The sequence below is a fragment of the Anaplasma bovis genome (assembly GCF_036903315.1).
Taxonomy (GTDB): Bacteria; Pseudomonadota; Alphaproteobacteria; order Rickettsiales; family Anaplasmataceae; genus Anaplasma; species Anaplasma bovis.
The window spans coordinates 1-12251 of record NZ_JAWLNY010000033.1; the positions used below are offsets into that span (position 1 = coordinate 1).

At 43.6% G+C, this 12251-nt stretch carries 11 protein-coding genes, 1 tRNA gene and 1 pseudogene; 3 read left to right on the forward strand and 10 right to left on the reverse strand.

From position 1 onward, the window contains the following. Positions 1 to 326 precede the first annotated feature (326 nt). The 3 genes from R4I06_RS03260 to gmk all read right to left on the reverse strand — a co-directional run bounded on the left by R4I06_RS03260 (position 327) and on the right by gmk (position 2062). Positions 327 to 402, reverse strand: a tRNA-Val gene (locus R4I06_RS03260). A gap of 28 nt (positions 403 to 430) precedes the next feature. Further along, positions 431 to 1339: a bifunctional methylenetetrahydrofolate dehydrogenase/methenyltetrahydrofolate cyclohydrolase FolD gene (folD, locus tag R4I06_RS03265; protein ID WP_334414120.1), complete on the reverse strand. Its 909-nt coding sequence runs from the start codon at positions 1337 to 1339 to the stop codon at positions 431 to 433. A gap of 63 nt (positions 1340 to 1402) precedes the next feature. Continuing rightward, positions 1403 to 2062: a guanylate kinase gene (gene gmk, locus R4I06_RS03270; RefSeq protein ID WP_334414121.1), complete on the reverse strand. Its 660-nt coding sequence runs from the start codon at positions 2060 to 2062 to the stop codon at positions 1403 to 1405. Between the two features lie 336 nt (positions 2063 to 2398). On the opposite strand from gmk, the gene ccmC reads away from it, so the two are divergent. From ccmC to ruvB, 3 genes are read left to right on the forward strand one after another with little or no spacing between them, the layout of a single operon-like run. After that, on the forward strand, positions 2399 to 3109 hold the full coding sequence (ccmC, locus tag R4I06_RS03275; RefSeq protein ID WP_334414123.1) for a heme ABC transporter permease CcmC: 711 nt from the start codon (positions 2399 to 2401) through the stop codon (positions 3107 to 3109). Further along, positions 3106 to 3681 (forward strand): Holliday junction branch migration protein RuvA, encoded by a 576-nt coding sequence (ruvA, locus tag R4I06_RS03280; protein ID WP_334414124.1) that lies wholly within the window; start codon positions 3106 to 3108, stop codon positions 3679 to 3681. The genes ccmC and ruvA overlap by 4 nt, the downstream gene beginning before the upstream one ends. After that, positions 3678 to 4667, forward strand: a complete 990-nt coding sequence (gene ruvB / locus R4I06_RS03285; RefSeq protein WP_334414125.1) for a Holliday junction branch migration DNA helicase RuvB — start codon at positions 3678 to 3680, stop codon at positions 4665 to 4667. The genes ruvA and ruvB overlap by 4 nt, the downstream gene beginning before the upstream one ends. A 17-nt stretch (positions 4668 to 4684) precedes the next feature. Here ruvB and R4I06_RS03290 read toward each other — a convergent pair whose 3' ends face one another. The 7 genes and pseudogenes from R4I06_RS03290 to glyA all read right to left on the reverse strand — a co-directional run. After that, the gene (locus tag R4I06_RS03290; protein WP_334414126.1) at positions 4685 to 5923 is read right to left on the reverse strand and encodes a multidrug effflux MFS transporter; all 1239 of its coding nucleotides are present in this window, start codon (positions 5921 to 5923) and stop codon (positions 4685 to 4687) included. A 170-nt stretch (positions 5924 to 6093) separates the two neighbouring features. Further along, on the reverse strand, positions 6094 to 6966 hold the full coding sequence (gene thyX, locus R4I06_RS03295) for an FAD-dependent thymidylate synthase (RefSeq protein WP_334414127.1): 873 nt from the start codon (positions 6964 to 6966) through the stop codon (positions 6094 to 6096). A 3-nt stretch (positions 6967 to 6969) separates the two neighbouring features. Continuing rightward, entirely contained in the window at positions 6970 to 7758 is a 789-nt protein-coding gene (locus R4I06_RS03300) for a succinate dehydrogenase iron-sulfur subunit (protein ID WP_334414128.1), read from the reverse strand. 13 nt (positions 7759 to 7771) lie between these two features. Continuing rightward, positions 7772 to 9574: a succinate dehydrogenase flavoprotein subunit gene (gene sdhA, locus R4I06_RS03305; RefSeq protein WP_334414131.1), complete on the reverse strand. Its 1803-nt coding sequence runs from the start codon at positions 9572 to 9574 to the stop codon at positions 7772 to 7774. A gap of 215 nt (positions 9575 to 9789) precedes the next feature. Continuing rightward, positions 9790 to 11511, reverse strand: coding sequence for an ABC transporter ATP-binding protein (locus R4I06_RS03310; protein ID WP_334414129.1), 1722 nt, complete (start codon positions 11509 to 11511; stop codon positions 9790 to 9792). Positions 11512 to 11520: 9 nt separating this feature from the next. Then, complete coding sequence (locus tag R4I06_RS03315; protein ID WP_334414130.1) at positions 11521 to 11847, reverse strand: frataxin domain-containing protein; 327 nt, start codon at positions 11845 to 11847, stop codon at positions 11521 to 11523. A 62-nt stretch (positions 11848 to 11909) separates the two neighbouring features. After that, positions 11910 to 12251: pseudogene (gene glyA, locus R4I06_RS03320) on the reverse strand (serine hydroxymethyltransferase); the annotation flags it as partial.

Consider the following 12251-nt stretch of genomic DNA (forward strand, 5'->3'; position numbering starts at 1 on the left):
AAGCTTACATAGCTCTCATCATCAGAGTCTGGGAAGCTTACATAGCTCTCATTATCAGAGTCTGAGAAGCTTACATAGCTCTCATCATCAGAGTCTGAGAAGCTTACATAACTCCCATCATCCGAAAGACTTAAATCATCGGTACTAAGGTCTTCTGATAAATATCTTTTTTTTGCCATATGAGTTAACGTATTAAAAGTAAATTTATTAACTTATGGCGTTAATTTAGTATTAATCTGCTTAAGAAATTTTTAGGATATAAGCAACTATCCTAGAGTGTATCAATGTGGATTACGATAGATCCCTGCCTTTGTACAGCTGGCAGATGGTGGGCAGTAACAGACTCGAACTGCTGACTTCCTCGGTGTAAACGAGGCGCTCTACCAACTGAGCTAACCGCCCTTGCTAGTAATCTAAACTATAAACGTACTCACTGCAATAACGAACTTTTTACACTTTTGTATTTGTCCGTTCCTAATCTTTTGCATGCACCAAGTACGGTGTTTATCATGAGAAACGCAATCGTCATGGGGCCTACTCCCCCTGGAACTGGAGTTATTGCCGCAGCGACATCTTTAACATTATCGAAATCCACGTCTCCTACAAATTGGCTCTTACCGGGATCGGGATCCTTGTTCAAATTTATACCCACATCTATTACTATGGCACCCTTTTTAACCCACTCCGACTTGACGAAATGCGCCTTGCCTACCGCGGCCACTATTATATCCGCGTTTCTGCAGTGATTCTCGATGTCTTTAGTACCAGAGTGCAGTACGGAAACCGTGCAATTTTCATACAGCAGTAGCAGCGCAACAGGCTTGCCAACTATGTTTGACCTACCAATCACCACCGCTCTATCACCCGCCAAACTAGGTTTTACCTGTTTTATTAAGTGTATACAGCCCTGAGGGGTACACGGTATCATGCAGTCCATTTGACCATTCAATAACTTACCCGAATTAGTATCATGAAATCCGTCAACATCCTTATCTGGATCTATGGCGTTTATCACCATGAACTTATCGATATGCTCGGGTAGAGGAAGCTGCACCAAAATCCCATGTACATTCTCATCTGCATTTAGCCTAGCAATTACGCGTAACAGCTTTTCCTGGGTGACATCTTCTGGCAGGGGTATGGTCTCGGCATTGAGTCCAAGGCTATCAGCCTTCCTTTGCTTATTGCCTACGTATAATTTACTCGCAGGATTCTCACCAACAATAATAACCGCTAAAGATGGAGTCAGAGCATGATTTTGCTTGAGATCGGTAATTACCTCGCTCAATTTTTCTAACAACCTCTCCGCAATCAATTTTCCATTTATTATGTTACTCACAGTACACCAAATCCATACAAACCAGGAGGGGATAACCCACAAAACAAAGTGAAGCACTAAATACTATCTAGGCAATACAGAGAAGTTCTCCTTAATGAACCTACTAAGCAGCGTTTGCCTTGATGTTTTCATACCCTCAGCGCGTAAAATACAGCCTATCTTGTCCGCGGTATCGCCAATCTCTTCATTTACTATTACATAATCGTATTCGTAACAATGGGTAATTTCAAAAGGAGCTTCCCGTAGCCTACTATCAACTGCTACGCTTCTACCATTCTCTCTGTTGTGCAACCTTCTACGTAATTCCTCCATGGAAGGGGGAATGATAAACACACTTACTACTGATTCTCTCATAATTTTCATGAGCTTCAATGCGCCTTGCCAATCTATGACTAGCAGCGTGTTTACACCTTTTTTCCTGTTTTCTTCTACGAAATCTCTTGGTATGCCATAGTAGTTGTCGAACACTTTAGCATGCTCGATAAGCTTGCCTGAGTCTCGCAACTTTAGAAACTCTTCCTCACTGACAAAAAAGTAGTCTTTTGCATTCTCTTCACCTGCCCTCGGTGCCCTTGTAGTAACAGAAATCGAACGCACAAGATTGTTCCTCTCGTCACGAAGCAAGACGCCTGCTACCGTTGTCTTTCCACAGCCAGATGGAGAGGATAGTACTAATACCAGCCCTTCACTTCTAAGTTCTTCAGTTTTTATATTCACGTCCATATAAGCACTTTCGGGATACCGTTATACCATTAACATATTCAAATATTCAATCATAATGCGAAATATCGTGCATACCAAACGCACAGCTCCAAGCAAATCCGCCCCTTTCCATGTAAAAATATACAACTGCCACGCTAGCTAGTGACTTCTTTGCATGTGAATTTACGTGCACACCTGAAAAATTCTTCCGAAATACAGAGTGCCTTCACGTTGTTGACAATAAAGTTAGTCGATAGGCCGTGTAAGTATGAAGAATCACACACGGCAATAAATCTTAATTGTCCTGGGATGATAACTATGTTACCCTCCTGGGTGTGTTACGGTTCGCAGGTGAGCATGCATAGCTTTGTGTGTAGCGCTACTAAGTCAGTGTTGCGGTACGGTTTTTGCTCATGTGCGTTTTTCTTAGTGGTTGGGCTGTATTACTCTCTACATGCATCACCTCCTGACTACATGCAAGGTGATTTGGTACGTATAATGTATCTTCATGTTCCTTCAGCATGGATATCATTAGGCACTTACTTTCTTATCGCAGTCTCTAGTTTCGTATCGCTGGTCAAAAGAAACCTCGTGGGTGCTACGTTTTCGCGTGCTATAGCACCTATTGGAGCGTGTTTCACTCTTGTGTGCCTTGTGGCAGGTAATATCTGGGGCAAGCATACTTGGGGTACGTGGTGGGTATGGGATGCGCGACTAACATCTATGTTGCTACTACTTTTCCTATACTTGGGATATATATTGCTATGGAACGTATTTGAGGACCAACGCAGGGCGGCAAAAACCACAGCGCTATTTTCCCTATTCAGTGCTGTGAATGTGCCTATTGTGAAGTTTTCTGTGAACATATGGGCTACGCTACACCAACCCTCCAGTATTATAAGGAAAGGTGGAATAGCGGTAGATAGTGAGATGCTTTTCCCGTTGATATTGATGTTTGTAGCTTTCACAATGCTTTGCATTGTCCTAACAATGGCGAGGATATCCACGTTGGTTGCCATGCGTGAAGTGCAATCAAGGACGTCAAGTCTATACGGAGAAGCGCTATGATTGGCAGCTTGACCGGTACAATTGGGGAAATGCTTGAAAATAGCCAGATACTGCTGGAAGTAGGCGGAGTTGGCTATGTGGTTAGAATTCCCTACAGAGTTCTACAAAACTGTAAGCGCAATGATCAAATAAGGCTCTACATAGAAACATATGTAACAAGGGAAAATATTGCGCAGCTTTACGGCTTTCAAAGCCAGGAAGAGCAGACTTGCATGCGCTTGCTAGTTAAGGTTAATGGCATAAATTACAAGACTGCTTCATTGATTTTGGATAAGCTAACTGCACCGCAAGTGTACACTGCGATAGTCGATGGAGATAAGAGGGCTTTAAAAGTTGGTGGAGTGGGAGAAAAATTGATTAGCAGGATTGTCGCCGAACTCGCTCCGCAAGTTCAGAAGATGAAGTTTGACACAGTGAAAAGTAAATCTCCAGAAGAAGTATCTGATGCTATGTCCGCTCTTATAAGCCTAGGATATGACAAGATGCGGGTATTATCCGCCCTGAAGAAGGTTGGAACGTCTCACCCTACATCTGAAACTTTGCGTCTTGCACTCAAGGAGTTGTCCCAGTGAGTGAGTGGTTACACAAAGGGACCGCACTTCCAGAAGATGACCGAGCTCTTACCGTACGTCCTAATTTGTTGGATGAGTTTATAGGGCAGAGTAAAGTTGTGGAAAATCTTGAGGTGTTTATAAAGTCCGCTTACGAAAGGAGAGCACCTCTTGATCACGTTTTACTTTACGGACCTCCCGGTCTTGGAAAAACCACGCTTGCTCACATAATTGCGAAGGAATTGAAGGTAAATTTTAGAGCAACTTCTGGGCCTCTGCTGAGCAAAGCCGGAGACCTTGCCGCAATATTGACTAATCTACAATCTATGGACGTTTTATTCATAGATGAGATACACAGACTTCACAAAAACATAGAGGAAATATTGTACCCCGCCCTAGAGGATTGCTGTTTAGACATAGTAGTGGGAGAAGGGTGTGGTGCAAAAACCATCAGGATAGATTTGCCACGTTTCACTCTCATAGGTGCGACAACTCGGTTTGGGTTGATCTCCAATCCTTTGAGGGACAGGTTTGGCATACCGCTGCACCTGGAGTTTTATTCCCCTGATGAATTGGTCCTTGTTATCAAGCGCGCTGCACGAATCACGTGCACAAATATTGATGACAGCGGGGCACAAGAGATAGCTTCAAGGTCAAGAGGGACACCTAGAATTGCACTCAGGCTTTTCCGGAGGGTGCGTGATTTTCTGACCGTTGAGGGAGGTAGCAAGATTGATGCAGAGTTTGCAGATTCCTCTCTGCGCAACCTCGGTGTAGACGGTATGGGGCTAGACAATATGGATATAAAGTATTTACAGTTTTTATTCGAAGCGAGAACTGCGGTCGGTATAGAAACCATAGCTGCAGCCTTGTCTGAAGACGTGGGCAATATCGTGGAAACAATAGAGCCTTATTTGCTCAAAATAGGATTTATACAGCGCACTCCGCGAGGTAGAATCGTCACTCCCAAAGCATTAGAATATCTAATGACCAACAACTACACCTAGTTTGTTGCTTATAACCCCTAGTGAGTTGTTTGTGTTCCTGTAGTCGTCTTGTAAACGGCCATTGTAAGCCATATACTAATCACAGAACATACTATTGGTAATATAGTCACAGGAATTACCGTACCATTATAGAATCTTCCAGCAACGTATATACCAAATGCGCCTAGTACAGTTTGTATGAAAACTAAAAACGCTGACGCGGTTCCTTTATCGTCCACCTCTTTAAACGCCAAAGCCATACTATTACTGGTCACAAATGCGATCCCAAATGATGAAGGCACCCATATCAACTCTATAATTAGAGGGGTTAGTGCGTACAGAGGGTGGCAAATTATTACTATCACGTCAGGAATGATTATTAGTACCAAACCTGTGATAATCATGTTTCTAATGCTTACTCTTCCCACAAGTCTTCTATTAACAAACGTGCCGATAATGTACGATATGACACTTATCGTTACGAGATATCCATAGTCTTTAACAGGAAAATGCATTCCCTCCATAAAGATAAATGGCAAATTCGCAAGCGAAGACCATACCCACATAATTGTTAGGCTTTGTATAAGTGCAAAACTTAAAAATCTACCATTCTTCAGGAGCGCTACGTATCCCTTAATTACCGACACAGTATCCAGTTTTGTAAGCCTATTTTGTATTGTTTCCTTGAATAATGTGAGCATCAAAAGTAGTCCCGCCGCTCCCAGAGCCATAAATACAAATATGAGTCTCCAGCCGTAGCCCATAGCGATAACGTAACTACCTATTACAGGACCGATGGCCGGAGAAAGGGCCACAACCATGTTGACAAATGATAGATTTTTTGCAGATTCCTCACCGCTGTAAACATCATTCACTATGGCATAGCCGACAACACCTGCTACACCCGCTCCCATTCCCTGTATAAACCTGAATATTATGAGCACTATTACATTATTGGCAAAACAACATCCAACACTAGCTATGGCGAAAAGCAGGATGCCCAAGAGCATCATAGGTTTACGGCCATGATAGTCCGATAGCGGCCCGTAGAATAATCCAGAAACCGAACTGCCAAAAAGATTCATGCTAACAGTAAGTTGTACGATTGTTTGGCTAACACCAAAATAAGAGCACATCTCAGGAAGAGATGGAGCATACATATCATAGGATATATCGCAAACTAATATAGCACTTATAACAACGATAAGCGCGAAGACTCCTCCCACAAATTCTATCCCTAAAGCTAAAATGGTACCATCCAACTTTCCGGTACACATATATATTAACAGATTTAACCTGAAACTTCTCTAGAAAAAAAAGAACACATAAAATTTTGCGTGTAAAAGGGATAAATAAACAAATGTCAATTTTGGATTATTCCCACATGCTGAACGCCCATACGCCAGCAATTGCCACAAACACACTTCAATTTTTGCAAGTTTCTATACTACTTACCTTCCGGATACAAAACGCTCATTAGCTCATTCCACTCTCTCTTGCCTATTTCTGTATCTTCTCTGCATACATTTTTGCCACTCAGCATCGCCCTGACAACCTCAATAGCGTTTTTGGACAAGGTCTTAGACTCTAAACAGTAGTCTACAAATGCCTTATAGGATATGGGAACCCAAGCACTAACGATCTCCGATATCTTCTCCACGTAGGCACGCAGCTCATATTGCGCACCCTTTGCAGACCTTAAAGTTATAAACTTGAGTAAATTGTGCAGATCAATTTTCCAATACCAGTGAGTGTAGCAATTTAACGTGAGATTCATTCTAGCCAATTCCCTGGCAAGGCCGTGATTTAGCATTTCTTCGTAGTCATTATACATCTTTGCCGCGTTATCATTAAACAGCGTAAGAATTCTCTGCACGGTGCTAGCGCCAAGAGGTTCGCCCCTACCCTGTGCATTGTCCGTAGCCTGCTCTCTAACTTGACTCTCCTCTGGGATGTAAAACTCGTTCTCCAGGACAGAATATCGTGCAGAACACTCATTTATGTTCGCGGTCCTGTGCCTAACCCACTGTCTAGCAACAAAAATCGGTAACTTGATATGAAACTTTATTTCACACATTTCAAACGGAGACGTGTGCGCATGTCTCATTAAATAGCCTATTAACGCAGCATCCTGGCTTAACTTCTTCGTACCCTTTCCATATGAAACACGTGCTGCCTGAACAATTGCAGAATCAGCACCCATATAGTCCACAACTCTCACAAACCCATGATCTAAGACCTTGTGCTCTTTGTACAATATCTCCTCAAGCTCAGGCACCACAACACGCTTAGTAACTCTAGTAGCCTCACTATCTTCCATTACCTACAGCTCCAATCTTCTCATCATCATCTGTTTTATACTCGCTATCGCCTTAGCAGGGTTTAAATCCTTAGGGCAAGTCTTGGTGCAATTCATTATCGTGTGACACCTGTACATCTTAAACGCATCATCCAAAAACTCAAGCCTCTCATCTGTGGCTTCATCCCTACTGTCCACAAGCCACCTATACATCTGAAGTAACGCGGCAGGTCCTAGATACTTGTCAGAGTTCCACCAGTAACTAGGACAGCTAGTGCTGCAACTAGCACACAAAATACAGTCGTACACTCTATCTAACTTGCTTCTATCCTCAATACTTTGCAGATGCTCTTCCTTGTCCGATCTAGGCCCCTTAGATTTCAGCCACGGACTTATGGACTTGTATTGCTCATAGAAATTACTTAAATCAGGCACCAGATCTTTTATAACCGGCATGTGCGGAAGGGGATAAATATTAATGTCTCCCTTAACATCAGAAATGTACTTTGTACATGCCAAAGTGTTGGTGCCATCTATGTTCATGGCACACGATCCGCATATCCCTTCCCTGCAAGACCTTCTGAAAGTAAGGGTGGAATCGTATTCATTCTTGATCTTTATAAGGGCATCCAAAACCATCTGCCCACATTTGTCCAAATCAATGTAAAACGTGTCCAGCCTAGGATTCTCATCACAATCCGGTGACCATCTGTATACCCTGAAACGCTTAGTTCGCTTGGCCCCCTCGGTCTCGTTATAGACCTTTCCTTCGTGATTTACCCTGGAATCCTTGGGTAAAGTGTACTGAAACATTAAACTAACCAAATCAATAAACTCTCTTCTGAGGAGGAAAATACTCCACCTCATCTGTCAAAGTGTGCACCACAACATCCTTGTAATCTATCTTAACATCGTGGGTCTTACAGTCATACCACGCCATCGTGTGTTTCATCCAATTCTCATCATCACGCTCTGGAAAATCCTCACGCGCATGAGCACCCCTACTCTCCTGACGATTAGCGGCACAGTCCATGGTAATGACAGCTTGAGGCATCATATTAGCTAACTCCAAAGCCTCTACAAGATCACTATTCCAGATCATGCTCCTGTCAGTGACTGAAACATCTTCCATCATAGAAGCAACTTCCCTGATCTTTTGCTTTCCTTCGTTCAAAACCTCAGCATTACGAAATACCGCAGCATGTTCCTGCATAACGCGTTGCATGCTATCTCTAATTTTAGCCACTTTCACCCCACCGGAAGCAAATCGCATGCTGTCAAACCTATCAATTATACCCTCTTCTAGGTCCTTCCTGATTGGCTTATGAGGCAGCCCCAAACCTATAATCTCCTTAGCCCTGATCGCAGCTGCTCTTCCAAACACAACCAAATCTAGTAACGAGTTAGACCCTAAACGATTTGCACCATGCACAGAGACACACGCGGCCTCTCCTATGGCAAAAAGGCCTTCAACTGCACCATAACCGCTTTCTCCCTGTAAGCCTATAACCTCTCCGTAATAATTTGTGGGTATTCCACCCATATTGTAGTGCACCGTAGGAAGCACTGGTATGGGCTCTTTGGTCACATCAACACCAGCAAAAGTTTTTGCAGTCTCGCTAATACCAGGCAACCTCTCATGTATAACCTTTGGATCAAGATGCGCTACTGATAGGTATATGTGATCCTTCTTCTCACCCACACCTCTACCCTCGCGTATTTCCATAGTCATGGATCTACTAACAACGTCACGGGACGCAAGATCCTTTGCCTTGGGAGCATAACGCTCCATGAACCTCTCCCCCTCCGAGTTGAGCAAATAACCACCCTCACCTCTACACCCTTCGGTGATTAGGCATCCCGAACCGTATATGCCAGTAGGATGGAACTGTACAAATTCCATGTCCTCAAGAGGTAGACCAACTCTTGCAACCATTCCCCCGCCGTCACCAGTACAAGTATGAGCACTTGTTGCGGAAAAATAGACCCTTCCATATCCTCCTGTAGCTAAAACAACTACATGGGAACGAAATCTATGCAGAGTGCCATCACATAAAGACCAGGCGATAACCCCATGACAAGCCTTCTTGTCATCACTAACTATTAAGTCTATAGCAAAGTATTCGACAAAAAACTCCGCGTTAAACTTCAAGGATTGCTGGTACAATGTATGTAGTATAGCGTGCCCCGTTTTGTCAGCCGCTGCACATGTACGTACCGCAGGCTTACCTTTACCATACTCAGTAGTCATGCCACCAAATGGCCTTTGGTATATCTTACCGTCTTCGGTTCTCGAAAAAGGCACTCCGTAGTGTTCCAGCTCTATAACAGACTGCATAGCGTTTTTGCACATGTACTCTATCGCATCCTGATCTCCTAACCAGTCAGACCCCTTTACAGTGTCAAACATGTGCCACCTCCAGTTGTCTTCCGCGATGTTGCCCAGTGCAGCACTGATGCCACCCTGTGCCGCTACAGTATGACTACGTGTAGGAAAAACCTTGGATACACAGGCAACAGAAAGGCCCGCAGCTGTCATACCCATGACGGCTCTCAGACCAGCCCCTCCCGCACCTACAACCACTACATCATACTCGTGATCTACAATCTCGTACGCCAACTCAGACACCCCGTAGAAATTGGAAGGAACCCCGAAAAAGGCTACCACAATAACCTATATAGTCAACACAACTTTCCGAACAACGCAACTTCAACACTGCCAATATTAAACCTAAGGCCACTCTGAATAAAAACCCTTACTACATTCACCATGTCATGAGTACAAACAGTAGAACCCCATCGTAATAGTAATCATCCCAGAACCGCACTCTTGGCAGATAAAAATTATACCGTATCCCTTTGAAGTCTGAAAAGCTTGGCGTACAGACCGTCCTCCCTACCTACAAGTTCGCTGTGTGTACCAACTTCTTTAACAAGCCCATTGTTTATGACAACTATTTTGTCCGCATCAACCACTGTGGAAAGCCTATGCGTAACCATGATGGTAATTTTGTCCCGCATCAGCTCATGCAAGGATGTCAAAACCTTTCGTTCATTATCAGAATCCAATGCAGAAGTGGATTCATCAAGAATCAATACCTGAGGCTTACGCAGTATAGCTCTCGCGATAACAATCCTCTGCTTTTGTCCCTCAGAAATACATGCTCCGTTTTCCCCTACCAACGTGTTCAGTCCTTCAGGTAGATCACGGATGAACCCACCAAGACTTGCACTTTCTATAGCCACTTGCAGCTCCTCATCGGTGTACTTTTCGATTCCGTAAGTTATGTTATCGAGAATCGTGCCAGAAAATATAAAAGAATCCTGAGGCACAAGACAAAACAGAGATCTCAAACTGCGCAGGGATACTTTTCTAGTATCAACTCCATCAACAAGTATACTTCCGTCATTAATGTCGTAAAATCTGAGTAAAAGATCGATGATTGTGCTCTTCCCAACGCCAGAAGGGCCTACTATTGCTACCTTTTCTCCTCTCTTCACGGAAAAACTTATTCCCTTAAAAATCTGTACTTCTGGCTTATTTCGGTGCGAGAACCATACATTATTCAACTCTATGGATTCTTTTACTTCACATATATCAACGTTAGACTTATCAATACCCGATGTATAAGAATCCATATTTAATAAATCGGTTATGTCCCTAGCAATCTCCAGGGCCTTTCTCAACTCCTGTGCATTGTCGCCTATGCCCCCCATAGATCCAACTAGAAGCACAGAATAAAACACAAATGTCAGCAATGTCCCCGCAGTAATACTATCATCAACAACGGCTTGAACGCCCACCCACAGCACTATAGCTACAGAAGCCGTGATAGTTGAAACAGCCAACGAGACAACCGTGGCACGCTGCAGTACATGTTTAGAAGAAGCTGCTGAAACTTCATCAAGCAAGTTACAAAATTGAGTACTTGCTATATTTTCAGCAACCAGTGATTGTATAGTGTAAATACCCCTGCATGTCTCCTCTCCAAAATGAGTCAATTTATCCATGCTACGGCGAAAAGCTAGTGATGCACCCCTTACGTTTCTACCTAAAAAGGCGACAATGGGCAAAAGTACAGGCAACACAATCGCACTGTGCGCAGCCAATCCTGGATTTGTATGAACCAGCATTACAATACTGCCGATCATGATGGTAACATTCCTGAAAATCATGAGCAGACTGCCACAAAGTATGGTACGTAAAATAGTGGTGTCCGTAATAAGCCTCGACACAAACAAAGCAACACTCGCATCTTCAAGCGCAGCAGGAGATATGTGTATGATCTTATCATACAGCAGTTTTCTTATGCTGCACACCACACGATCCGCCCCCATTGTGGATAACCACAAACGAAAAAAAGCACTCACAGATATGATAGAAACCACCAGTAGTACGACAGCGAGGGTATAGTATTTCTGAGCCCCATACATAAGCCCGGAGTCCACAATGACGCTGAGCTCCTTCCCAAACGCCATAATTGCCCCAGAAGAAATTATGACAACGACATACGCCAGTAGGAAATACCACAAATGAGGCCTAATGTAAGACATCAGTACGCGCATCTATGTAGCCTATTTTAAGGATAATCCAAAAAGCACGCCCACTTCCTCCTTTATAAAGTCCATCAGCTCTCCTCTACCCTGCTCATCAATCCACAATTTTCTATCTTCGCTATAGACAAAGCGCACGGACCCACTTCTAGGAGAAGCAACCCACACTTGAGAAGAGGGCTCGTGCCAACTGATTAAGTACACTATACCATCCTTCTCTATCTTTACCGCACCCTCAGAAACATCACAATCCAACTCACCGCCAGAATCCATCTCTTCAACCAGAGCAGCAACTAAACCGAACGCTTCGTATGCAAGACCCCTAGTAGATGTACTCCCACTTACCATCAGGAACACTCCCTATAAATTCTACTTTCGCATCACATCTGATGATAAATACCCACTTTTTATTAACAACAACCCATTGGCAAAGCGCGCACAAGATTTTCTACAACCTCACGCTTAACCTCACGTTCTATGGACTGCATATACTCTTCTGAAGGGTGACTGGCAAGAGCGTTTATCACCTTCACAACAAGCGCACCTATCTTCTCAAACTCCGTCCTACCCAACCCCCTGGAAGTCTCTGCAGCGGAACCTAACCTTATTCCAGAAGTGACCCATGGTTTCTCAGTATCAAACGGCACCGCATTTTTATTGCATACTATACCAGCCCTCTCCAGAGCAGATGCAGTATCTCTACCATTTATTCCATGCCCTCGTAAATCCACGACAACCATGTGACTGTCAGT

Bases quoted from the DNA above. Each gene is read 5' to 3' on its own strand.
- R4I06_RS03290 (WP_334414126.1), bottom strand. From the start codon at position 5,923: ATGTGTACCGGAAAGTTGGATGGTACCATTTTAGCTTTAGGGATAGAA.
- ccmC (WP_334414123.1), top strand. From the start codon at position 2,399: ATGCATAGCTTTGTGTGTAGCGCTACTAAGTCAGTGTTGCGGTACGGT.
- R4I06_RS03315 (WP_334414130.1), bottom strand. From the start codon at position 11,847: ATGGTAAGTGGGAGTACATCTACTAGGGGTCTTGCATACGAAGCGTTC.
- R4I06_RS03310 (WP_334414129.1), bottom strand. From the start codon at position 11,511: ATGCGCGTACTGATGTCTTACATTAGGCCTCATTTGTGGTATTTCCTA.
- thyX (WP_334414127.1), bottom strand. From the start codon at position 6,966: ATGGAAGATAGTGAGGCTACTAGAGTTACTAAGCGTGTTGTGGTGCCT.
- gmk (WP_334414121.1), bottom strand. From the start codon at position 2,062: ATGGACGTGAATATAAAAACTGAAGAACTTAGAAGTGAAGGGCTGGTA.
- R4I06_RS03300 (WP_334414128.1), bottom strand. From the start codon at position 7,758: ATGTTTCAGTACACTTTACCCAAGGATTCCAGGGTAAATCACGAAGGA.
- ruvA (WP_334414124.1), top strand. From the start codon at position 3,106: ATGATTGGCAGCTTGACCGGTACAATTGGGGAAATGCTTGAAAATAGC.